Here is a 21396-nt window from a genome sequence, read left to right as displayed (position 1 = left end):
GTGGGTGGGCAGGGCGTGGGTGGGCAGGGCGTGGGTGGGCAGGGCGTGGGTGGGCAGGGCGTGGGTGGGCAGGGCGTGGGTGGGGCGGCTGCGTGGGGTGCGGCTGCGTGGGGATGCGGCTGCGTGGGGGCGCGGCTGCGTGGGGGCGCGGCTGCGTGGGGGCGCGGCTGCGTGGGGGCGCGGCTGCGTGGGGTGCGGCTGCGCGGAGTCGATCGAGGAAGAAAGGGGTGCCTATGGCCGGCCAGATCTTCCTCGATCACCGCCGGGTCTGCTGCGGTCGCGGTTCCGGGAGACTAACGCGGGCCTGGACCGGCATTACTCTCCCACGATGCGCCGGGGCACGACGACGGCGCCGCTAGCGGCGGCCGCGGGGTGGGGGTGCGGTCGAGCCGCGCGAGACCAGCGACGCCGACAGCAGCACCGTGCGCACCGGCGACAGGGGCGCCTGGATCCGCTCCACGAGCTGCGAGATCGCCGCCTCACCGAGCGCCACCGGGTCCTGCGCGATCGCCGTGACGCCGGGCGTGACCAGGCTCATCCACGCCACGTCGTCGAACGCGACGAGGCTCAGCCGCTGGGGGATGGCGAAGTTCAGCTCGGCCGCGGCCCGCCAGACCGCCTCGGCGAGCACGTTGTTCGCGGCGAACACGGCCGTCGGCGGGCGGGGCTGGCCGAGCAGCTTGTGCACCGCGATGCGCGCCGCGTCGACGTCCCAGCCCGCCGAGACCACCATCGAGTCGTCGAACGGGACCCCGGCCGCCGCGAACGCCGCCTGGTAGCCGGCCAGCCGGTCGCGGCCGGTGGTCCAGTGCATCTCGTCGATGACCAGCGCGATGCGGCGGTGACCCAGGTCGAGCAGTTCGCGGGTGGCCGACTGGGCCGCGGTCTGGTTGTCGACCAGCACCGCGTCGCAGGCGCCGGCCGAGAACCGGCGGTCGACCTCCACCACGGGGATGTGCTGCCGGGCGAGGTAGGTGCTGATCTCCGCGCTCACGGGCGTCACCAAGACCCCCGCCACGCGGAGCGCGACGAACTGTTCGGCGGCCTCGACCTCGACCTCCGGCGACCCGCCGTCGTCGGCGAGCATCATCGTGTACTGGCGCTTGCGGGCCTGCGCGCTGATGCCGGCGGCGAGCCCGGCGTAGAACGGGTTGCTCAGATCGGAGACCAGCACGCCGATCGACCGGCTGGCCTGCTGGCGCAGGTGGCGGGCGGTGGCGTCGGGCACGTAGCCGAGGGAGCGGGCGACGTCGCGCACCCGGTCGCGGACCTGCGGCGCGACGTAGCCGTGCCCGGTCAGGGCGCGGGAGGCGGTGGACCGGGACACCCCGGCCGTTTCGGCGACCTCCTTGATGGTGGCCCGCCGGGCCGGTCGGTCGCCGCTCTTCACCCTCATGCCTCCGTTACGTCCACCACCGCTTCCGCGTGCTGGCCCAGGTGAAGCGTCCCGATCGAGACGTCGACGGCGATCCTGGCCCGGCGGCACGGCTGCCCGACCGTGACCTCGACCTCGACCCGCTCCCGGCCCAGCGGGGGCAGGGAGAGGGGTACGACGTCGGGCACGGCGACCCAGCCTACCGGTAGCACCAGGCGTAACACGGCCTTCTGCACCGTCCGTCGCGGATTGCTCACGGTGATCCGGTACCGGGTGGTCGACCCGGCTTCCACGCGCGAGTAGTAGGGCGCGATGCGGGCGGCGCCGCCGTCGAGGGCGATGTCGAGGTCGTCGAGGGGCAGCAGGTCGCGGTGGATGCGGACCTGGTCGTCGCCGACGGCGGTGACCTGGTCGAGGTACCCGTCGGTGATCCAGCGCGGCATCCAGTGGCCGGTGATCATCAGGTCGGGCCGGACGCGGCGGTACAGCTCGGCGCTGGCCTGGTAGTCGCCGAGGCGCTGGCGGTTGCGGTACTGGTAGTTCAGCACCTCCCGGGCGCCGTCGATGCCGCCCTGGGACACCTGCTGGTCGCCGGTCACCAGGACTCTCTTCCCGTCGACCATGAACTCGTAGGCCGCCGCGTAGACGGTGTGGCCCGGCAGGTCGTGGACCGTGATCTCGTACTCGTGCCAGGTGAAGCTCTCGCCCAGCCGGAGCTTCCGGTCGGCCGGCACCGGGTCGTACCAGGTGCACGGGAGGTCCTGGTCGAGCGGGTTCTCCAGCACGGCGGCGACGTGCTCGGGCACCCAGATCTCGGTGCCCTCGACGGCGCGGAGCAGGTTCATGCCGGCGACGTGGTCGTCGTGGTAGTGGGTCGGTATCGCGACCTCGACGTCGGTCACCCCGTGGTTGCGCCGCAGCGCCGGGATCGACGCCAGCCAGGGCCGGCGCGACGCGCGGTCGCTGCCCGGGGGGAGACCGGTGTAGGTGTCGTACCCGTAGTCGAAGATCAACGCGGCGCCCGTCGCCGACAGCAGCACGTAGCTGTAGGAGTTGCTCGTGCGGTTCATCAGCAGGTGGTCGGTCAGGGCCGTGTAGGGGTTGTCGAGCAGGCCCTTGAGGTCCCACGGGAACGGGCGGCGGGAGTTGACGTACTCGGTCATCCGCTCGGCGAGCGTCCCGAGGGCGTGGGCGGGGTCGTCCATCGGCTCGCCGTGGCTCGGCAGCAGCAGACTCGGGGCGAGGTCCAGCAGCTGGTGGCAGCTGAGGACGGTCATCGCCGGCCCCTCGTTGTCGACGAACGACCACTGCGTGGCGGCGATCGACCAGACCTTCCCCGGCGCGTAGATGAGGTCGCCGGTGAAGGCGACCCGCTGCCCGGCCCGCTTGACCACGTACGTGGTCGACCCGGTGGTGTGCCCCGGCGTGGGCACGACCTCCACGGTCGTGCCGGCGTACTCGCGACCGCGGTACTCCGGCACGACGTCGTGCACCGGCACCGACGCCAGCAGCGAGAACCTGTCCTGGCGCAGGTTGTAGTCGTTCCAGACGGGCCGGCTCTGCCACATCGACTCGACGTCGTCGAACAGGTCGCGCTCGGCGGCCGGCACGTGGATCCGGATGCCTTCGGCCACCGCGCGGGGCAGGCCCTGGCCCTGGTCGCGGTGGTGGTGCGTCATGAGCACGTCGGTGATGCGCTCGACGCCCATCTCGGCGAGGTGGTCGAGGGCGATCCCGGAGCCGAAGTCGACGGCGAACGCGTCGGTGCCACCGGCCTCCCGGATGACGTAGACGTTGCAGGTGTCGGCGATCCGGAAGATCCCCGGCAGGATCTCGGAGACGGGAGAGCCGCTCATGATCCACATGGTAACGATTCCAGAATCGGATGAGAAGATCTCCGCACCCGCCGTCACCCGTGGCGCTGACCCGGAAGCGACCCCAGGGGCCGCCCCGGCCGCCCATCGCGCCGGCCGGGGTCACACGGACAGGATCTGACCCGCGTCGCGGAGGAGCCGCTGGAGGTGCGCGACGTCCACGGACCGCACCGGCCGCCCGTCACGGAGGGCCAGCACCGCGGCGAGCCCCGCCGCGTGTCCCAACATTTGGTACTGGACCTCCGTGCGGACCGACGAGAACGCGATGTGGGACGCCGACACGCACACCGGCACAAGGAGGTTGGCGCAGTCGGCGAACCGGGGACCAGCGACCGGTACGGGTGCTCAGGGACCCACCGCCACGTCCGCTGCACCTCGCGGACGTCCAGATGGTAGGACCCCATCGCGACGATGTCGTGCGGAGTCGCACTTGCCGCCGGGCAGGTTCGGCTCCAGCCGACGAGGTCGCCGGCGACGACGTCGCGCCACCGGTGGAACAGGCGCCGGCCGAGCTCGAACGCCGCCCCGTCGTACCCCGCCGGGGGAACGGGATGCGGTCGTCGGCGGTGGTCAGGCAGGCGCGGTAGCCGTAGGTCATCACCCCGCCGTCGCCGGCGCCGACCGGGGCGAGCGGCACGTCGCGGATGCCGGGAAGGACGGTGTCACCGTCGGAGACGGCGACACCCACGGCGGGAAGGAGTGCCGGCCACGACCTCGGTCACCGGGCCGCCCGGTACTCACGCCAGGTCTTCGCGACCAGGGCGAGGTCGTCGGTGGTCAGGGTCTCACCGGACCGGTCGACGCGGTCGGCGTAGTAGAGCGCCGGGACCCCGATGCGCGCCTGTTCCTCCACGTAGGCGCGCCACTGGGCACGGTCGCCGATCGGCCACTGGTCGGTGTCGACCGGGTGGTGGGGCAGGGCCGCGGCGGCGACCCGGGCCCGGAACGCCAGCTGGTCGGCGGCCGGTACGACCCGCCCGTCGGGGTCGAGCTCCAGGACGTCGTTGAGCCGGACCATGTCGCACACGTCGGCGAACGCGGGGTGCGGGGTGTGGGTGATGACGAGCGCGTCGGCCTTGGCCGCCTTGGCCGCGCCGTAGAGCGTCGCGAGGAGCTGGTGCAGCGCGGCGATGCCCCACGGCGCGCCGGCGGGCGCGCCGGGTCGCCGCAGCCCGCGCCCGACCGGGGCGCGCTGGGTGAAGTCCACCTTGAAGCCGTCGGCGTCCAGGCCGTCGGGGCTCAACAGCGCGGTGACGATGGAAGCCAGGCGTTTCCGGTAGGCGGCGCTGCCCGGGTCGGCGGCGACCGGGGTGCCGGCCGGGTCGGTGACGCACTCCGCGGCCGGCAGGCCGCCCGGGTCCCACGCCTTCCACCACAGCAGGACGCGCTGGCCGGCCGCGTGCCTGCCGGCGATCCAGGCGCGCAGGTCGGGCCAGCGGTCGGGGTCGGGTTCGGCGGTCCCGTACTGCAGTTGCCAGCGGTCGTCGACGACGACGGTGCCCGGCACGACGCCGTGCTCCGCGAGGCCGGCCAGCCAGCCGTCGTAGCGGTCCTGGCGGGCGAGGTCGGGGGCGGTCGGCAGGCCGGGCGGCGGGGTCGCGGGTCCGAGGTCGCGGAGGAGGTACGGGTGCGACGACGGCTGGCCGGGCAGGGGAGCGGCGGCGCACTGCGCTCCCCAGCCGCAGAAGATGGGCTCGGTCCACCAGCCGGGCGCGGTGGTGGCCGGCCGGTCCGGTGCGAATCCCCGGCTGACGAGGTCGTCGCGGTGGACGGCCAGCGCGTCCCACGGGTCGGACACCCGACGCAGCACGAGCGCGGGGGTCTCGAACGACCCGGCGACGGACGTGCGGCCGTCGTAGTCCAGCTCGACGAGGAAGCCGCCGTCGAGCGGGGCGTAGCGCACCTGCGTGACCGTGAGGTCCTCGACGGGCGCGACGACACCGAGGCTCAGCCACCCGCCGGCGGGGACCCCGGTCGCGTCGGCGACGGGCTCGCGCCCGAACGCCAGGCACAGCGGGGGCGGGGAGAAGACCGCGTGCAGCCGGCCGGGGGACGCGTCGCCGACGATGCCGAGGGCGACGCCGGCGTGCGCCGGCCGCACGACCCGCACCGGCTCGGTGGGCGTCGGGTTGAACACCGAGGCGAAGTCGTACGAGGACCGGAACGTGCCGCACGCCCCGCTGGGCAGCGTCGCCCGCCCGCCCAGGAGCTGGACGGTGCCGAGCGTGCCGGTGCCGGTGACCCGCGCGGTCACCTCGACGCGGTCCTCGAAGCAGCGCAGCACCACGGTCTTCGCGTCCCAGGCGGTGCTGGCGGAGGCCGCCTCGACCACGACGTGGTCGTCCACTGTGGACACCGTCGGTCCGGACAGCGCGTACGACTCGTCGGGCAGGTCGGCCCGGTCGACGGAGGCGAACAGGCTCAGCCGCGACCAGATGCGCCCGTCGGGGTCGGCGAGGATCGCGGTGTGCTGCGGCAGGCGCAGCTCCAGGACGTAGCCGGCGGCCGTGACGGTCCACGTGCCGTCGCCGGAGGTGACCCTCACCGCCCGACGGCCCGCAGCAGCGCCGCCACCCCACCGGCCGGCGAGCTGAGCACCGGCACCGCCACGTCGACGCGCGCCGCCGCGCGGGCCATCGACGCCTGGGCGAGCACGACGACGTCGGCGTCGGCCGCGGCGGCGCGCACCGCGTCGGCCACCAGGTCGTCGCCGCGCTCGCGGTCGCCGCGGTCGTTGGCTCCGGCCGCGCCGTCGACCACGGTGGCGGTCACCGCGAGGGGACCGGCGGCCAGCCGCCCGGCGCGTTCGACCAGCCGTCCGGTCGGTCCGAGCGTGGAGGCGAGCGTGGCCAGCACGGCGATCCGTCCCCGCGCCGCGGCGGCGGTGACGACGGCCTCCGTTGCCATCGCCGCGTCGACCCGCAGCACCGGAGCGTCCACTGTGGACGCCGCCAGCTCCGCCGCCTCGCCGATCGAGGAGCAGGTCACCAGCACGGCGGCGGCACCCCGGGCGGTGAGATGCCGTAGGTGGTCGCCGACCGTCCGCTCCACGGCGGACGTCACGCCCTCGCGGCGGGCGGTGTCGAGCAGCCACGCGTCGGCGACGTGGATCCGGCGCAGCTCCGGCGCCCGCGCGCCGACCAGGTCGTCGAACGTCGCGGCCAGCGCGGGCACCGTGTGCAGCAGGCCGACGGTGGTCATGCCCGCCGCCACGGGGTCGCGTGGGCGTCGACGACCTCCACGAGCCGTCGCAGCCGCGGCACGCTCACCTCGGCGAGCGCGCCGTCGAGGTCGGGCCGGCCGACGACGTCGCTCCACAGCGCGCGTCCGGCGAGGAACCCGCTCGCGCCGCCCTGGCAGGCCGCGGTGACCGCGCCGAGGAAGTCGTCGCGGTCCACGCCCTGCGACAGCACCACCCACGGCCGCGCGATCGCCGAGCCCAGCGCCTCGCACGCCTTGCGCAGCTCGTCCGGGGTTCCCCTGCCCCGCCGCGGAACCTGGGCCTTGTAGAGGCTCGGGCCCACCGGGGCGAGGTCGCGCGCGGCGTCGAGGATCGCGTCGTCCTCGCTCTCGCCGGGCGCGACCCGCACGACCGGTTCGAGCACCGACAGCACGCCGCGTTCGGCGGCGAGCGCGACGAACCGCTCGGCCAGCCGGACGCGCCGCTCGCGGTGGGCGTCGCGGCGCCAGATCAGCAGCAGCTTCAGGGCGTCGACGCCGGTCAGGTCGAACTCCGGTGCCGCCACCACGCCGTCGACCGCGGTGTCCTCGACCGGTCCGCCGGGGTCCTGCGTGAGCGCGTCGGCGGCGAGGATCAGGCCGCAGCCGGCCGGCAGCACCCCGGCGCGCACGCGGTCGAAGCCGAAGTGCCGGTCGATGAGGAACCCCGACGCGTGCGGACCGAGCGCGTGCGCGACAGCGGTCTTGAACCCGACGAGCGTGTCGTCGCCGACGCGGCCCGCACCCGCCTCGGCGAACATCGTGCGCAGGCTCTCGCGCTGGTCCATCGCGACCATCGCGAACCCGCCGGACGGGCGGGCGATCGTGTCCAGTGTGGTCATCCGTTCTCCTGTGCCGCTCGCACGAACCGGTCGTACATGTCGTCGTAGGGCTTCGCGCCGGCCGGCGCCGGCTCCGTGGTGAGCGCGGGACCGGGCGGGCCGACGAGCCCGGCCCGTACGGCGGCGAGCAGCGCGGCACCTACGGCCACGGGCTCGGCGGCCGGCACCACGCGCAGCGTGCCGGGGAGCACCTGCGCCTTGATGCGCGTCCAGTCGGGGTTGCCCGCGACGGCGCCGCCGAAGAGGAACACCGCCGGTGCGCCGGTGCCGCCGGCGATACGGGCCTGCTCGTCGAGCATCCAGCGGGTGTGCAGGCTCAGGCCCTCCAGCAACGCCTTCGCCAGTACGGCCCGGCCGTGCGCCGGCTCGCGGCCGACCACCCGCGGGCGGGCCGCGGGGTCGGGCGCCGGCGTCTGGCGGCCCCGCACGTAGGGCAGCACGAGGACGCCGGTGGGGCCGTCGGGCAGGTCGGCGAACAGCTCCTCGCGGGTCACGCCGGCGGCCTCGTTGGCGAGCCACCACTCGACGGCCGCCCCCGCGCTGGACTGCCCCGCCAGGACCGCCCGGTACCGGCCGCCGACGGTGAGGACCACGCTCATGCCGGCCCGCCCCGCAGCGACCGGGTCCGGCTCACCGGCGACGACAGTGAGCACCGCCTCGGCGGTGCCGAGCGAGTCGGCCACGTCGCCGGGTTCGCGGACGCCGCAGGCGTAGGCGCCGACCGCGTGGTCGTGCCCGGCGACGACGACGGGCGTCCCGTCGCGGAGGCCCGCGAACCCGGTCACCGCAACGGGTTCCGACGTGACGGCCGGCAGGTGGTACGGACGCAGCCCGACCTCGGCGAGCAGGTCGTCGTCGAACGCGGTGGGCGGTGCCTCCGCCGTCGCGGGGAGGCGGTAGGCCATCGTGCGCCCGGCCAGCGTGTGGTCGGTGATCAGCCGTCCGGTGAGTACGAACGCGGCGAGGTCGGCGACGCCTGCCCAGCGGGACATGGCGTCCCAGACCTCGGGACGATGGGTCTGCAGCCAGGCCCAGGTGGCGAGCGGCACCTTCGCGCTCGGCCGCACCCCGGTCGCGGCGACGAGGTGGGCCCACCCGAGCCGGTCCGCGAGGGCGTCGGCCTCGGCGCCGGCGCGGTGACCGGTCCAGCGCAGCCACCCGCCGATGGGCGTGCCGTCGGCGGCGAGCGGAACGCCGGTCTCGGCCATCGAGGCGATGCCGACCGCGTCGGGCGGTGCCGCGCCGGCGAGCACCTCGCGGACCAGCGTGGCCAGCACCGCGCCGAGGTCGCGCGGCTCGGGGGTCGGCGCCGTGGCCACGGCGTGGACCCGCACCGCGGACGCGTCGAGGGAGACGAGCGCGACCTTCGTGTTGGTGGTCCCCAGGTCGATGCCCAGGCTGGCGACCGGCATGGTCCAAGTTTGTTCGTTGTCGAACATTCGGTCAAGGTCAGTTGTGCGTTTCCTGACACACCTGCTTGGATGGCTGTCGTGCGCTACACGCAGGCGCCCGAGCGGCGGGGAGAGCTGCTGCGCCGCATCGGCGAGTCCGGGTACGTGTCGTCCACCGAGGCGGCGGCGGCGCTCGGCGTCTCGGAGATGACCATCCGGCGCGACCTGCGGCAGCTCGCCGCGCAGGGCCTGGTGAACCGCGTCGCCGGCGGGGCGAGCGGCGCGCCGCCGGCGACCGGTGCGCCGTTCGAGCAGCGCAGCGACGCGGCGGCGGGGGAGAAGGCCGCGGTCGCCCGGGCGGCCGTCGCGCTGGTGCCGCCCGGGTCGGTGGTGGCTCTCGACGCCGGGACCACGGTCGCGGCGCTGGCCGGCCTGCTGCCCGGCGGGCTCACCGTGGTCACGCACTCGGTGCCCGTGATCACCACCTGCGTGGGCCGCGACGACGTGGAGCTCATCGCGCTCGGCGGCGCCTACCACGCGTCCACCCGGTCCTTCACCGGGCCGATCACCCGCGCCGGCCTCGACGACCTGGCCGTCGACGTGGCCGTGCTGTCGGCGACGGCGGCCGGTCCCGACGGCGTCTACTCCGCGAACGCCTCCGACGCCGAGACCAAGCGGGCGATGGCCCGCATCGCGGGACGCGTCGTCCTGCTCCTCGACCACGGGAAGATCGGCGCGCGGGCGCCGATGCGCTTCCTCGACCTCGGCGCGGTCGACGTCGTGGTGACGGACGCGGGCGCCGGCGAGGAGCAGGTGGCGCTGCTGCGCTCGCGGTGCCGCGAGGTGGTGGTGGCGTGACGCCGTGGCTCGGGGTCGTCGCCGACGACCTCACCGGTGCGTGCGACCTGGCCGACGCGGTCAGCGACGCCGGCTCGTCGGCGATCGTGTTCCTGGGAACGCCGGCTCTTTCCGCGCCTGGGTGCGACTGCGCCGTCGTCGCGTTGAAGTCGCGCACGGCGCCGGTGGCCGAGGCGGTCGCCGCGTCGGTGGCGGCGGCCCGCTGGCTGCTCGACGCGGGATGCGACACGCTGTACCAGAAGTACTGCTCGACGTTCGACTCCACCGACGAGGGCAACATCGGCCCGGTCGCCGACGCGTTAGCCGGGCTCCTCGGCGGCGTCACCGTGGGAACGCCGGCCACGCCCCGGGTCGGCCGCACTGTCTACAATGGACACCTGTTCGTGGGGCGGCGGCTGCTGTCGGACTCGCCGCTGCGCGACCACCCCCTGACACCGATGCGCGACCCGGACCTCGTGCGCGTGCTGGGACGGCAGGCGGCCGGCGCGGTGGCGTCGATCGGCTGGCCGACGGTCGCCGCGGGGCCGGCGGCCGTCGCCGGCGCGCTGGAGGCGGTCGGCCGGGGACACGTCATCGTCGACGCGCTGACGGAGGGCGACCTCGACACGCTGGCGGCCGCGCTGCTGCGCGCCGACCGCCGGATGGTGGGCGGAGCGGCGGGTCTGGCGGCGGCGCTCGCCCGGGTCCGGACCGGCGGTACGGGCGCCGCCCGGGCGGTGCCGTCCGTGCCCGACGGGCGCCGGCTGATCCTCTCCGGAAGCTGCTCGGCGCGCACGCGGGAACAGGTGGCGGCGTTCGACGGTCCCCTCGTGCCGTTGTCGCCCCTCGATCTCGCCGCCGACTTCGACGGGACCGTCGAGCGGGTGCTCGCCGCGATCGGCCGCGCCGGCGACGGTCCCGTGCTCGTGACGTCGTCGGCCGATCCCGATCGGGTGCGGGACGCCGAGGCGCGCCTCGGGCCCGGGCGCGCGGCCGGCCTGCTGGAGCGGGCCACCGCCGGGATCGCCGTCGGGGCGGTCGGCACGCTCGGGGTGCGGCGGCTGCTGGTCGCCGGTGGCGAGACGTCCGGTGCGGTGGTCGGCGCGCTCGGTGTCGACGCCCTGCGGGTCGGACCGGCGGCCGGGCCGGGGTTGCCGTGGATGGTCCCGGACTCCGGGCCGCGCCTGGCGCTGCTGCTGAAGTCGGGCAACTTCGGGGAGCCCGACCTGTTCGGCACGGCCTGGGCTCACATCTCCGCGTAGATCTCCAGCAGGTTGCCCTCCGGATCGCGGAAGAACAGGGTGCGGTGCCGGGCGCCGGTCGGGTCGGTGCCACGCGGGCGCAGGGTCAGCAGGCTCGCGCCGATCCGGAAGCTGACGACGGGAACTGTAATCCGGAAGGTGACAGCCGTCCGCGCCGGCGGGCCTGTAGCGTCTCGCCATGGGCTGGTATCCGATGGCGGCCGCCGCGCCGTTGGCCGAAGGTGGCGCCTCGTCCCTCGGGGCCGGGCTGAAGGTCGACCCGCCGCCCGACCTCGTCGACTCCGACGTTCCCGCACCCGACGACCTCGACACCTGGCAGTGGGACCAGTACCAGCTGGAGACCGACGTGGCCGCGAAGCTCGGGCTCACGGTCGGCGGTGGCGGGAGCCTCGCGCGCAAGTCCCGGGTACTGGTGGCGGAGTTCTCCCGGTCGAAGAGCGTCGCGCGGCCGGAGGGCCAGTGGCGGTACGGGGTCGCGGCCCGGCTGGTGGTGAACGTCAGCAACTTCAACTCCGGCGCCAACATGACGCTGCCGTTCGTGGCCGCCGAGGCGCAGTTCAACCGCCTGGAGGCGTCGGCGGCGCTGCGGGTCGAGGGGTACGTGGGCGCCGACGCGGCGAAGCAGTTCCCGAACTTCGGCGCGTTCGACGTCGAGACGTACGTGAAGCTGATGGACGCGCTCAGCTCGCTGAAGGACTCGATCGGGTCCGACGTCGGCAACATCCGCCCGGTGCGGCTGTGGACGTGGGCCGAGTCGGCCGACAGCACGCCGGCGGTCGACGACCGGCTCACCCACGCCGTCGGCACGGTGTGGGCGCTCACGCAGATCGCCGCCGGCAAGCCGGTGACCGAGGCGGTCGCCGGCTACCGCGACACCGACGACGACGTCGCCCACGCGGCGATCCGCGAGACGTACGCGTCGATCAGCTCGACCGACGACAGCGTCGACCCGGACGCGCAGTCGCGCGCCCACGCCCGTGACCTCCTCGACGGCTACCGCGCGAAGTCCGGCTGGTTCGCCCGCTGATCGAGGCCGAGGCCGCGGCGGCCGACCTCGTTGAGGTCGTCCTCGCGGAAGCGGTCGGGCCAGGTGCGCTCGTAGTGTTCGGCGGGGAAGTCGCCGGGGCTGGAACCGCTGCGGAACGCGTCGCGCACCGATGCCGCGTACGCCTCGTTGCGCGGGCACCACGGCGCCGCCGGGATGTACATGACGTTGCCCCAGCCGCGCTGGTTCCGCACCGGCGCCACGCTGTGGATCATGTCGCAGTGCCACCAGACCGAGTCGCCCGCGCGCACCGACGGGATGCCCGACAGCGCCCGCATGAGCAGCGGGTGCCACCTCTCGTTCGCCGGGAACACCTGGTTGACGGTGACGCCGCACATGTCGTCGTCGGGAACGTCGGGCATCAGCGGGCGCAGCATCAGGTACGCCATCGCGGAAGGGATCGGCACGGTGTGCAGGACGCCCTGGTCACTGTCCATGTCGGACAGTGCGGTCCAGCCCTGGAAGGTGCGGAACGCCGAGCACATCGTGGAGCCGGGGTACTGCGGGCCGGCGGTGCGGTAGGCGGCGTCCCAGGGGTCGTACTCCTCGACGGTCCCGTCGAACAGGTGCCGGAACGCCTTCTGGTACGCCTCGGTCATCCAGAGGTCGAGTGTGCCGGGGTCGAGGTGGGTGCCGAGGCCGTTGGAGTCGGCGCCCTCGGGGCGGCGGCGGATGCGGTCGGGGTACAGCGAGTCGCGGTTCGGGTCGAACCACCGGACGCCCTCGGACGACGACTTCCACTGGCTGTTGAGGAACGCCTGCACGCGGGCCATGCGGTCGCTCTGCCGGGCCTGCATCTGCGCCCGCGACCAGTAGATCGGGTAGATCTCGGGCCGGGAACCGACGCTGCCGAAGAAGTCGTCGCCGGGGCCGCGGTAGGTCTCGAAGAACCGGTTGTTCTCCACGTAGTCGACGATGTCGCGGTCCCAGCCGAGGGCCTGCTCGCGCTCGAAGTGGCCGCGGACCACGAGGCAGCCGCGGCGGCGCAGGTACTCCAGGTCGGCGGCGGTGACGGTGCCCGCCTGGATGTCGGCGTAGTCGATCACCGGCCAGACCTGCTCGCCCCGCCGCCGCGCGGCCTCGATCTCACCGACCGCGGCCTCCATGCGGCGCTCGACGACCCCGAACACCTCCTCGACCGTGCGGCCCGAGGCGGCGATCCGCGCGCGCAGGGCGGCCTTGACCTCGCGGATCGCGGCGGGCAGGTCGGCGGGGGTGGTCTCCCAGTGCGGCAGGGTCATCGTCGCCTCCTTCTAGTAAGCAAGCCTTACTTGGAGGCATCATAGCTCCTGGGAAAGAGTCCTGTCTAGAATCGTCGGGTGGAACCCGCCAAGCCGTCGCTGGCGCTCGTGCGCGAGGCGACCGACGACCACGTGCTGCGCGCGCTCATGCGGCACCGCCGGCTCACCCGGGCCGAGCTCGCCACCGAGATCGGCATCTCGAAGCCGACCGCGGGGGAGAGCGTGCGGCGCCTGGCCGAGCGGGGCCTGGTCGCCGACACGGGTGAACGCACCCCCGGTGGCCGGGGGCGGGGCAGGGTCGGGACGTACTACTCGCTGTCGCCGTCGGTGGGCACGGCGGTGGCGGTCACGATCGCGGCCGAGGGCGTGGTCGCCGAACGCGTCGACGTCTTCGGCGACGCGGTGACGCGTGCGGAGCGGCACCTCGACCGTCCCGCGCGGCCGGCGCAGGTGTCCGCCGCGGTCGGTGCCGCGGTATCGGCGGTCTGCGCCGGGGGCGGGCAGCCGGTGCGGTTCGCGGTCGTCGCGGCGGCGGATCCGGTGGACCGCGTGAGCGGCCGACTGGTCCAGCTACCCGACTCGCCGTTCCTCGTCGGCGACCTCGACCCGGTGGCGGTGCTGTCGCCGCACGTCAGCGGTCCCGTGGTCGTCGACAACGACGTGAACTGGGCCGCCCGCGCCGAGCGTGACCACCGCGGACCCGACCACCCGCGCGACTTCGCCTACCTCTTCCTCGGCGACGGCCTGGGCTGCGCCGTCGTCAGCGACGGCGAGGTCCGGCGCGGCCACGCCGGGCTGACCGGCGAGATCGCCCACGTGCTCACCGTCGGACCCGGTGGCCGGGCGGTCCGCTTCATCGACCTGTTCGGCGAGCTGGGCCTGCGCCGCGCCGGCTCCACCGCCGTCGACACCGAACGCGTCCGGGCCGCCGACGCCGCGTTGCGCGCGACCCTGAGCACCGCCATCGCCGGCGTGATCGACGCGGTGGTGGCGCTGGCCGACCCGGAGCGGGTCGTGGTCGGCGGCACGTGGGGCCCCGCGGTGCTCGACGGGGTCCGGGCGGCGGTCGCGCGCACGCCGCGTCCCGTGGCCGTCGACGCCGCGACGGTGACCACGGCGCCGGTGCTGACCGGCGTACGGGCGGCGGCCCTGGACGGCCTGCGCGCCGCGGTGACCGCGCCGGACGCATAATCGTTTGCCGTTCCCCCGAGGCATTGGCCACCATCTCCGCGTGGACCTCGACGGGTGCGTCATCGTCACGGGCATGCCGGGCGCCGGTAAGTCGACGGTGAGCGCGCTCGCCGCGGAGCTCCTCCCGCGGGCGGCCCGGATCAAGGGCGACGACGTCCGGTACATGATCCTCAGCGGCCGCGTGCGGTTCGACGGCGAGCCGGTCGAGGCCGCGCGGCAGGGTGAGCTCACCACCCGGAACCTGTGCGCGCTGGCCAACAACTTCGTCGACTTCGGGTTCACGGTGTTCATGGACACGCTGGTCTCCGGCCGGGCGAAGCTCGACCTCCTGCGGGAGCTGCTGGCACCCCGGCCGGTCCGGCTCGTGGTCCTGGCACCCGGCGTCGAGGTCTGCCGGCACCGCAACGCCACCCGGCGGGCGAGCGAGCGCGTCGAGTTCGACGGGTACGAACGGCTGAACGCGACGATGCACGCCGCCCTCGCCGGACCCGGCTGGTGGTTCGACACCTCGGCGCTCACCCCGGAGGAGACGGCCGTCCGGCTGGTCGCCGAGCTGGGCCGGCGCCCTACGCTTGCCGGGTGACCACGATTCTCGTGCCGTACCACCAGGACGTGCGGCTGGCCGACGACGACATTCCCGTGCGCGCCGACACCACCGTGCGCCCCGAGCTTCCCGACGGCGACGTGTGGTCGCAGGTGGCCGCCGTGTGCGGGGCGACCGCCGACGCGGTGGCACCGGTCGTCGCGGCCGGCCGGGTGCCGACGGTGTTCTCCGGCGACTGCCTGGTGGCCGGCGGCGTCGTGGCGGGCGCGCAGCGCGTCGGTGTCGATCCGGCGATCGTGTGGTTCGACGCGCACGGCGACGTGCACACGTTGGAGACCACCACCTCCGGTTACCTGGGCGGGCTCGCGCTGCGGGTGGTCACCGGCGCGCACCCCGACCGGTACGCCGACGGGTTCGGGCTGCGGCCGCTGGCACCGGAACGGGCGGTGCTGGTCGACGCGCGCGACCTCGACCCGGCCGAGGCGGAGTACCTCGAAACCGGCCGCACCGGCCGGATCCCGGTGTCGGACGTGTCGGCCGGGACCGTTCCGCCGGGGCCGCTGGTCCTGCACCTCGACGTCGACGTGATCGACGCGCGCGAGGTGCCGGGGCTGCGCTTCCCCGCGTCCCAAGGCCCCACCACCGACGCGGTGCTGGCCGCCTGCGCGCGGCTGCTCGCGACCGGCCGGGTCGTGGCGGTCAGCGTGGCGTGCCCGTGGTGGCCGGCCCGCGACGACGACGAGCGCGCCGTCCGGGCGCGGCTGATCTCGCGGCTCTCATCGTGACGTGAACACGGCCGCCGGGTCGTGGTCGGACCTGATGCGCCGCAGCCGCGCGGTGTTCCCGAGGAAGTAGGCCTCCTCGGGCAGTCCCGGCTCGGGGAAGTTCGGGTAGACGCCGCCGGTGCCGTACGGGTGGGTCAGCGCGTACGAGTCGTCGAGCCACGCGCCGGGGCGGTCGTCGGGTGCAACGGTCGCGGTCTGCTTGAGCAGGAACCGCGCGTCGCGGTGCGGGAACGCGGTCGCGTCGGCGGCGACGCGGGTGTACGCGCCGCCCCACGGCGACAGGTCGAGTTCGCGCTCCTCGCCCGGCCGGCGGTCGGCGAGCAGCCGGGCGACGAGGTCGGCGGCCGGCACGGTGTCGCGGTGGAACTCCGAGTGCAGGTAGGCGTACCGGTCGTCGGGCTCGTCGGTGCCGGCGAGCCAGCGCTTGGTCTCGCGGTGCGTGCCATGGTTGCGGTCGTCGGTGGTCGGCGTCAGCCCGAGGAGACCGTCGACAGCCGCCGGTCGCGGTGCCGCGCCGAACACGCTGACGCGCAGCGGTGACCCGGGATCCGCCGGCGCGACGATGACCAGGCTCGGCGCGAGCGCGTCGTCGAGGTCCGCAACGGCGTGCTGCCACGCGTCGAGCACGTCGACGGCGGCCGCCGCGGGAAAGGTGAGCCGGAACGCGGTCGAGTCGGGCGCGGTCACCGTCCGGAACGTCAGTGAGGTGACCACGCCGGGCGCGCCGCCGCCGCGCAGCGCCCACAGGAGGTCGTCGTCGGCCTCGACCTCGCGACCGTCGGCGGTGACCATCGTGGCCGCCAGCAGGCTGTCGCACGTGAGCCCGTACCGCCGGCCGAGGATGCCGAGCCCGCCGCCGAGGGTCAGCCCGGCGACGCCGACGGTCGGCCCGCATCCGGCCGGAATGGTCCGGCCGTGCGCGGCGAGGGTGTCGTAGACCTCGGCGAGTCGGGTGCCGGCGCGGATCACGGCCCGGTCGCCGTCGAGGCTCACGCCGTTCATCGGGCTGATGTCGACGACGAGACCGGTGCCGCTGGACCGGCCGGCGAAGCAGTGCCCGCCGCCGCGCACGGCGACCGGCAGGCCGGCCGCCCGCGCCTCGGCCAGCGCCGCGACGACGTCGGCGAACGTGGCACATGGCCGCACGGCGGCGGCCCGGACTCCGGCGAAACGCGCGAGAACCATCGGCCCACCCTATGCGCCGACCTCGCCGACACCGTCGAACTGTCGCGGCTGACCGTCGCGGCGGTCGCCCGGCACTTCGGCGTGTCCGACGCCGCGCTGCGGGAGTTCCTCAGCGGGGTCGGATGATCCGGGCCGCGGCGGCGCGGGTCTCCTCGTCCTCGACGAACGCCCGCCAACCGCCGGACCACCCGAGCCGCCGCGGGTCGGCGAGCACGGCGGCGGCGATCGTCCCGGCGGCCCCGGCCGCGTCGCTGTGCTCGGACAGGTGGCACAGGGCGGCCCGGCGGACCGGGAGGCGGTCGCCGTCGGCGAGCGGCGCGGCGACCGCCATCAGTACCGGCACGGCGGCCGTGGCGTCGCCGGTGACCCGCCACAGCGCGTGGGCGGCCTCCACACGGGTCCAGTCGTCGGCCGACGTCAGCGCCCGCAGGTGGTCGACGGCCGTCACCGCGACGGGGCCGAGGTCCGCGAGGTGCCGCAGCGCGGGCAGCGACCACGTGCCGGTGGTGTGCGCGACGAGCCTCGCCACGGCGAGGGCCGGGTCGCCGCCGAGCCGGTGGTAGGCCCACGCCGCGTCGGGGTGGTCGTCGGCGAGGTGGAGGAGTGGGCCCGCACCGGTCGCGGCGACCGGTCCGATACCGCCGAGTGCGAGCGCCGCGAACGGCGCCGCCGTCGGGTGGCGCAGCAACGCGGCGAGCGCCGGCGCGGCCGGTGCGCTCGCGGCTCCCCAGGCGTGCAGCGTGCGGAACATCCAGGCGAACGACGCCGGACCGGCATCGTCGGCCACCGTCGCCAACCGGGCGGCGACCAGCGGCACGAGGACGTCGGCGTGCCGCCGCAACGGCACCAGGGTCTCCTCGATACCCGGTGGCAGGAACGCGAACGCCGGCATCCGCCCGAAGTACGCGGCCGACTCGGCGAAGCCCCGCACCGGTCCCGTGAGCCTGTCCACCAGACCGGGGACGCACCGCGGGTCACCGAGACGCGCCAACGCCCACACGGCCTCGTCGCCCGCTGCCGCGTCGGTGACGAGCGCCGCGACGCTCTCGCGGAGCCCGGCCGCGTCCTGGCCGAGGCAGCCGACGAGGTGCGCCGCCCGGAAGCGGATCCCGGCGTCGCGGTGGCCCAGGCCCTGCTCCAGCAACGGCAGCAGGGCCGGGGTGACCGTGCGCCACTCCTCCAGCAGCGAGCCCGCGATGTCGAGAGCCGCCGCCGTCCGGTCGTCCCCCCGCCCGCCACCGACGCCGACCGTGAATGCGGCCGCCGCGGTCGGGTCGTGCCGGTACAGCTCCGCCGTGGTGTGGACGATCGCCCGCGGGTGGTCGCCGTGCCAGGCCGAGTCCGCCCAGCCGGCCGAGTCGGTGTGGCGTACGGCCCGTACCGCGGTCGCCACCTCGGCGACGGCCACGTCGGGCTCGTGCGCGGCGAGCGCGTGCACCGCGGCCAGCCGCAGCTGGAGGTCGTCGTCGTGGAGCAGGCGGCGCAGCTCGGCCCGGATCCCGGCCGCGTCGGGCACGTCGGGACGGGCCGCGGCGACGCCACCGAACGCCAGCACGAGATCCCAGCGGGTGACCCCGTCGCGCTCGGCCGACCACCGTTCCCACAACGCGTCGACCGTGTCGGAGAACGGCAGGCACCCGCTGCCGGCGACCCACGTCGCCTCCCGCCGGATCCGCGGGTCGGGGTCGCGCAGGAGCGCGAGCAGCCGCGGCACGGCACCGGCCAGCGCGTCGGGCCAGTCGGGGTCGAGAAAACGCGGGTCGACCCGGGCCGCCTCCCGGACCAGCCGCCCCACCAGCCGCACGACCCCGAGCCGGACGGGCATGTCGGGCTCGTGCGCGAGGTCGAGCAGGTACGGCAGCGCGGCCGACGCCGCCGGACAGATCCAGCCACCCTGATGGAAGAGAACGTTGTCGAGGTCGTCGAGGGCGCGCTCGCCATCGGGACCGGCGCAGCCGCGCAGCAGTCCGGGAACGTCGGACGCCCGGCCGTAGTGGTGCCACAGGCGGGCCCAGGGCACCGCGTCGAGGTCTCAATACATGGGTTCCGATCCTAGCGCTCCACTGGTCTCGAGGTAGCGGTAGAGGGCCGCCGTGCCGCGGGCGCGTTCCACGCTCGCCCGGTCGAGGTCGCGTTGGCGGGAGGCCAGGGCGGTGCGGGTGCGGGCCGGGTCGCCGGCGACCATCGCGGCCATCACCTCGCCCACCGCGTCGAGGGAGTAGCCGGAGCGGCGGAGCAGCACGACGACGCGGGCCATCGTCAGCTGCCGCTGGTCGTACAGGCGGTACCCGGTCACGCGTTCCCGGCCCGGAGCGAGGAGCCCGCGCCGCTCCCACACCCGCAGCGCCGACGCACGCGCGCCGATCGCCGCCGCGGCGTCGGCGATGCGCAGCGGGCGGTGGATGCGGAAGCGCTCCGGCAGGTCGCCGTCGAGCGCGTCGAGCACCGAGCGCACGTGGACCCGTTCGCGGTCGAGCTCGCCGTGGCTGCGGTCGACCAGCGACAGGGCGGTCGCCGGGTCGCCGCGGTGCACGGCGCTCAACATCTCGACGGCGGCGGGCCAGCCGTGGCCGGCGATGAGCGTGCGGGCGGTGGCGAGAGCGTCGCCGTGGCGCGTGGTGAACACCCGGTACCCGTTGGGTGCGCGGTCGGCCGGCGGCAGCATCCCGAGCGTGACGTAGTTGCGGATCTGCTGCACCGACAGGCCGGCCGACCGCGCCAGCTCGGTGATGCGGATCCTGGTACCGCCGGTTGAGGGTTTCACGCATCCGCTCCGTGCCAGCGCTCGGCATCGCGAGCAGAACAGTCAATTGATCCTTCAATGATAGCGTCAATGGTCGGCGAAAGGGGGCACCCGTGTCGGTGGTCGTCGCGCAGGACCTCACCATGACCTACCGCGTGCCGGTCCGGGCCGGTGGGCTCGCGGCCGCGCTCGCGTCGGTGGTGCGCCGTCGCTACCGCGACGTGCACGCCGTGCGGCGGGTCAGCTTCGAGATCGCGCCGGGTGAGGTGGTCGGTTTCATCGGACCGAACGGGGCCGGCAAGACGACGACGATGAAGCTGCTCTCGGGTCTCCTGCACCCGACGTCGGGCCGCATCGACGTCCTCGGGTTCACGCCGTGGCAGCGCCGCGCGCCGTTCCTCAAGGGGATCGCGCTGATCCGGGGCAGCCAACCGGTCGGCGGCTCGCAGGAGCTCACGGTGCTCGACGCGCTGGACTACCAGCGGCTGCTCTACGACGTCACGCGTGGCGACTACCAGCAGGCGCTCACGGAGCTGACCGACCTGCTGGAGCTGGAACCGTTGCTGGAGCGGCAGTTGCGGGCGCTCAGCCTCGGCGAGAAGATGCGCGTCGGGCTGGCGCTCGCGCTGCTGTACCGGCCGCGGGTGCTGTTCCTCGACGAGCCCACGCTCGGTCTCGACGTCTCGGCCACCGCGACGATCCGCCGCTTCCTCGCCACCCACGCCGAGCAGACCGGCGCCACGATCCTGCTCACCAGCCACTACATGGCCGACGTGCAGCAGCTGTGCGAGCGGCTGCTGCTGATCGACCACGGCGAGGTGCAGTACGACGGGTCGCTGCCGGAGCTGTCGGCGCGGCTGTCGCCGTTCAAGCTCATCCGGGTCAGCGCGCCGTCCGCGCGGCGCGACGACGTCGAACCGGCAGGCGAGATCGTGCAGACCGGCAACGGGACCTGGGTACTGCGCGTCCCCCGGGCCGACGTCGCCCGGGCGACCGCCGCCCTGCTGTCCACTGTGGACGTCGCCGACCTCGCGGTGGAGGAGCCGGCACTGGAGGACGTCATCGACCGCGCCTACCGCGACGGCCTCGCATGACGAGGATCCTGCGGCTCACCGCGCTGCGCGTGCGACGCCAGGTGCTCGACTGGTCGGGCGGCTGGTGGTTCCTGCTGACGCTCGTCGCCAACGAGACGCTCGGCCCGCTGGTGGGGCTGTTCGTGTGGTCGACGGTGTTCCCCGACGACCCGCGCGTGGTCGCGTACTTCATCGCGCTCACGGCCGTGCAGATGACGACCGCGTCGTACGAGAACCACACGTTCTCCGAGACCGTGTACAACGGCACGGTCAGCCACGAACTGCTGAAGCCGCAACCGGTGGTCATCGGCCCGATCGGCGAGAACCTCGCGATCCGCGTCTGGATGACGCTCATCGGCCTGCCCGTGGTGGCGCTCGCCGGGTTCGCGCTGGGCGCGTCCTACGAGTGGTCGCACCTCCTGCTCGCCCTGCCCGCGTTGCTGGGCGCGGCCGTCCTGCGGTTCCTGTTCACGTGGACGCTCGCGCTCGCCGCCTTCTGGACCGAGCGCGTCCACGCGGTGGTGACGTTCGGCTGGCTGGTCACGTTCGTGCTGGGCGGTGCGGCGGCACCCGTGTCGCTGCTGCCGGACCCGTGGCGCGCTGTCGCGGTCACGTTGCCCTTCCACGCGATGCTCGGCCTGCCGGCCGACGTCGCGACCGGAACCATCGGCGGCGCCGACGCTCTCGTGGCCTTCGGCCGTTCGTCGGCCTGGATCCTCGTGTTCGGCGCGCTGTCGGCCGCGGTCTGGCGGGCGGGCGTGCGCCGGTACACCGTGATCGGTGCGTGAC

18 protein-coding genes and 1 pseudogene are annotated in these 21396 nt (G+C 74.7%); 8 read left to right on the top strand and 11 right to left on the bottom strand.

Annotated elements, in window-relative coordinates; genetic code table 11:
• Window positions 1-355: 355 nt before the first annotated feature.
• From Voc01_RS44220 to Voc01_RS44190, 7 genes and pseudogenes are all read right to left on the bottom strand, one after another.
• On the bottom strand, window positions 356-1396 hold the full coding sequence (locus tag Voc01_RS44220) for a LacI family DNA-binding transcriptional regulator (RefSeq protein WP_203933748.1): 1041 nt from the start codon (window positions 1394-1396) through the stop codon (window positions 356-358).
• The gene (locus tag Voc01_RS44215; RefSeq protein ID WP_203933747.1) at window positions 1393-3231 is read right to left on the bottom strand and encodes an MBL fold metallo-hydrolase; all 1839 of its coding nucleotides are present in this window, start codon (window positions 3229-3231) and stop codon (window positions 1393-1395) included. The genes Voc01_RS44220 and Voc01_RS44215 overlap by 4 nt, the downstream gene beginning before the upstream one ends.
• A gap of 120 nt (window positions 3232-3351) precedes the next feature.
• Window positions 3352-3549 (bottom strand): annotated as a pseudogene (locus Voc01_RS44210) (FAD-dependent oxidoreductase); the annotation flags it as partial.
• 418 nt (window positions 3550-3967) lie between these two features.
• Window positions 3968-5794 carry a hypothetical protein gene (locus tag Voc01_RS44205; protein WP_203933745.1) on the bottom strand — a complete coding sequence of 609 codons (1827 nt, stop codon included), beginning with the start codon at window positions 5792-5794 and terminating at the stop codon, window positions 3968-3970.
• A complete protein-coding gene (locus Voc01_RS44200) occupies window positions 5791-6450 on the bottom strand; it encodes an aspartate/glutamate racemase family protein (RefSeq protein ID WP_203933744.1) in 660 nt (219 codons plus the stop codon). The genes Voc01_RS44205 and Voc01_RS44200 overlap by 4 nt, the downstream gene beginning before the upstream one ends.
• The gene (locus tag Voc01_RS44195) at window positions 6447-7310 is read right to left on the bottom strand and encodes a hypothetical protein (RefSeq protein ID WP_203933743.1); all 864 of its coding nucleotides are present in this window, start codon (window positions 7308-7310) and stop codon (window positions 6447-6449) included. The genes Voc01_RS44200 and Voc01_RS44195 overlap by 4 nt, the downstream gene beginning before the upstream one ends.
• Complete coding sequence (locus Voc01_RS44190; protein WP_203933742.1) at window positions 7307-8722, bottom strand: FGGY-family carbohydrate kinase; 1416 nt, start codon at window positions 8720-8722, stop codon at window positions 7307-7309. The genes Voc01_RS44195 and Voc01_RS44190 overlap by 4 nt, the downstream gene beginning before the upstream one ends.
• Window positions 8723-8791: 69 nt before the next feature.
• On the opposite strand from Voc01_RS44190, the gene Voc01_RS44185 reads away from it, so the two are divergent.
• The 3 genes from Voc01_RS44185 to Voc01_RS44175 all read left to right on the top strand — a co-directional run bounded on the left by Voc01_RS44185 (window position 8792) and on the right by Voc01_RS44175 (window position 11827).
• The gene (locus Voc01_RS44185; RefSeq protein ID WP_203933741.1) at window positions 8792-9559 is read left to right on the top strand and encodes a DeoR/GlpR family DNA-binding transcription regulator; all 768 of its coding nucleotides are present in this window, start codon (window positions 8792-8794) and stop codon (window positions 9557-9559) included.
• The gene (gene otnK / locus Voc01_RS44180) at window positions 9556-10800 is read left to right on the top strand and encodes a 3-oxo-tetronate kinase (protein WP_203933740.1); all 1245 of its coding nucleotides are present in this window, start codon (window positions 9556-9558) and stop codon (window positions 10798-10800) included. The genes Voc01_RS44185 and otnK overlap by 4 nt, the downstream gene beginning before the upstream one ends.
• A 178-nt stretch (window positions 10801-10978) precedes the next feature.
• Complete coding sequence (locus Voc01_RS44175) at window positions 10979-11827, top strand: hypothetical protein (RefSeq protein ID WP_203933739.1); 849 nt, start codon at window positions 10979-10981, stop codon at window positions 11825-11827.
• Here Voc01_RS44175 and Voc01_RS44170 read toward each other — a convergent pair.
• Window positions 11794-13086, bottom strand: a complete 1293-nt coding sequence (locus tag Voc01_RS44170) for a DUF1479 domain-containing protein (RefSeq protein WP_203933738.1) — start codon at window positions 13084-13086, stop codon at window positions 11794-11796. The two genes, Voc01_RS44175 and Voc01_RS44170, sit on opposite strands and share 34 nt — an antisense overlap.
• Window positions 13087-13164: 78 nt before the next feature.
• On the opposite strand from Voc01_RS44170, the gene Voc01_RS44165 reads away from it, so the two are divergent.
• The 3 genes from Voc01_RS44165 to Voc01_RS44155 are packed head-to-tail and all read left to right on the top strand — an operon-like array spanning window position 13165 to window position 15606.
• Window positions 13165-14277 carry an ROK family transcriptional regulator gene (locus Voc01_RS44165; protein WP_203933737.1) on the top strand — a complete coding sequence of 371 codons (1113 nt, stop codon included), beginning with the start codon at window positions 13165-13167 and terminating at the stop codon, window positions 14275-14277.
• Window positions 14278-14317: 40 nt separating this feature from the next.
• Entirely contained in the window at window positions 14318-14860 is a 543-nt protein-coding gene (locus Voc01_RS44160) for a P-loop nucleotide/nucleoside kinase family protein (RefSeq protein WP_203933736.1), read from the top strand.
• Window positions 14857-15606, top strand: a complete 750-nt coding sequence (locus Voc01_RS44155; RefSeq protein ID WP_203933735.1) for an arginase family protein — start codon at window positions 14857-14859, stop codon at window positions 15604-15606. The genes Voc01_RS44160 and Voc01_RS44155 overlap by 4 nt, the downstream gene beginning before the upstream one ends.
• Here Voc01_RS44155 and Voc01_RS44150 read toward each other — a convergent pair.
• The 3 genes from Voc01_RS44150 to Voc01_RS44140 all read right to left on the bottom strand — a co-directional run bounded on the left by Voc01_RS44150 (window position 15598) and on the right by Voc01_RS44140 (window position 19555).
• A complete protein-coding gene (locus Voc01_RS44150; protein WP_203933751.1) occupies window positions 15598-16791 on the bottom strand; it encodes an FAD-binding oxidoreductase in 1194 nt (397 codons plus the stop codon). The genes Voc01_RS44155 and Voc01_RS44150 overlap by 9 nt on opposite strands.
• Window positions 16792-16900: 109 nt before the next feature.
• Complete coding sequence (locus Voc01_RS44145) at window positions 16901-18811, bottom strand: armadillo/beta-catenin-like repeat-containing protein (protein ID WP_203933734.1); 1911 nt, start codon at window positions 18809-18811, stop codon at window positions 16901-16903.
• A gap of 12 nt (window positions 18812-18823) precedes the next feature.
• Window positions 18824-19555, bottom strand: coding sequence for a MerR family transcriptional regulator (locus Voc01_RS44140; protein ID WP_203933733.1), 732 nt, complete (start codon window positions 19553-19555; stop codon window positions 18824-18826).
• Between the two features lie 92 nt (window positions 19556-19647).
• On the opposite strand from Voc01_RS44140, the gene Voc01_RS44135 reads away from it, so the two are divergent.
• Together Voc01_RS44135 and Voc01_RS44130 are read left to right on the top strand one after the other, a co-directional pair.
• Window positions 19648-20628, top strand: coding sequence for an ABC transporter ATP-binding protein (locus Voc01_RS44135; RefSeq protein WP_203933732.1), 981 nt, complete (start codon window positions 19648-19650; stop codon window positions 20626-20628).
• Window positions 20625-21395: an ABC-2 family transporter protein gene (locus tag Voc01_RS44130; protein ID WP_203933731.1), complete on the top strand. Its 771-nt coding sequence runs from the start codon at window positions 20625-20627 to the stop codon at window positions 21393-21395. Before Voc01_RS44135 ends, Voc01_RS44130 begins: the two co-directional genes overlap by 4 nt.
• The last annotated feature ends 1 nt before the right edge of the window (window position 21396 follow it).

Source organism: Virgisporangium ochraceum, from assembly GCF_016863655.1.
Classification (GTDB): Bacteria; Actinomycetota; Actinomycetes; order Mycobacteriales; family Micromonosporaceae; genus Virgisporangium; species Virgisporangium ochraceum.
Note: the sequence above shows the minus strand (reverse complement) of the source record. Positions and strands in the feature narration are given on the sequence as shown.